We start from the raw sequence: 1,293 nt of genomic DNA on the forward strand, positions 1-1,293 counted from the left end.
TCGGCCGCGCGGGAACCGCCGGCGACGGCGACGAGGACGAGCGCGCCGGCGCCGCTGCCGAAGCGGGCGGTGAGCAGCGCGTCGCGACGGGGCTCGCCGCGGTAGCGGGCGGAGTCGCCTCGTGCGGACACGGCCCGCAGGGAGTACGAGCCGTAGGACGCGCCGTCCAGGACGGTGTCGGGGACGAGTTCGTCCAGCCGCTCGGCGTCGGCGGCGGGCAGTGTGGCGGGCTGAGGCGCGTAGGTCGGAGGCCGGTCGCCGAGATGGGTGACGGTGGGCCTGGGTGAGGACGACAGTGGGGTGGACGGCTGGGCGGACGGTTGCGGGGCGGACGGCGGTAAGGCCTGTGACGGTGTAGCCGGAGCCGAGGTCGGAGCCGGGGCAGGAGGCGGTGTCGGCTCGGGCTCCCGGCGCGGTTGCGGCTGTGGCGTGCCCCAGGCGCTTCCGGTGGCCGGGCTTCCGAGAGGGCCCTGCTGTCTGGGCAGCCATACGGTGTCGTTGTCGGCGGGCCCGTCGGCGGGGCCGTTGCCGGGGCCGTTGGCGGGCTCGGGCCGACGCGGATCCGGGACCGACGGGCGTTCCGGACCGGAGGAATCCGTCGTCCCTGGCAGCGGTCTCGCATCGCTGGGTGTGTACGACGGAGGCGGCGGCTCGGCCGGCGGCTGCGACCGCGGTGGCGGCGACTGCTGCGGTGGCGACTGCTGCGGCTGCTCCCACCAGGCCCTCGGCCGCTCCGCCTCTATCCCGTCGCGGCCGGGACCTTGGACTTCCTTCGGCGTATCGGGCGCGCCCTGTGCACCCGTACCCACCGCGCCCGTACCCACCGCGTCCGCCGCCGAGTCGAAGCGGTCGTCGAGTGTGTCCCCCGAAGCGGCGGCGGGACCGGTGTCCGGTGCGGACTCTTCGTACAACCGGTTCCACCAGTCGTCGGCGGCTGGCCTCTGCCCCTGCTGGCTCATGCCCCTATCTTCGACCGCGCCGAGGGTACGAAAACGGGGCACCCGGAAATATTCAAGTCCGCCGGGCGGCCCCACCCCCCACGGGAAGGACGCCCGGCGAACGTCACAGGTCCAGCGCGGGCCGATGCGCCGCCACCAGGGCCGCGCATATCGCTCTCCCGAGCAATCCAGGCCAAACCGCACCCAAGGGGCATATGACCGGGGTCTGTTGCTGCTGTGATGGCGCCACCTTGGCAGAGTGCCGTACCGAACAGCGATGATGTGGCACGGCGGGTTTACGCCGTGGCCGGTATCCGCCACGGTCCGCCGTGGAACGCAGGTCCACGGCCCGCCG

At 73.8% G+C, this 1,293-nt stretch carries 1 pseudogene; it reads right to left on the reverse strand.

The annotated features are described in order from the left end of the window. Positions 1 to 959: pseudogene (locus tag GA0115259_RS32715) on the reverse strand (hypothetical protein); the annotation flags it as partial. Positions 960 to 1,293: the final 334 nt, after the last annotated feature.

This window comes from Streptomyces sp. MnatMP-M17, from assembly GCF_900091995.1.
GTDB lineage: Bacteria > Actinomycetota > Actinomycetes > Streptomycetales > Streptomycetaceae > Streptomyces.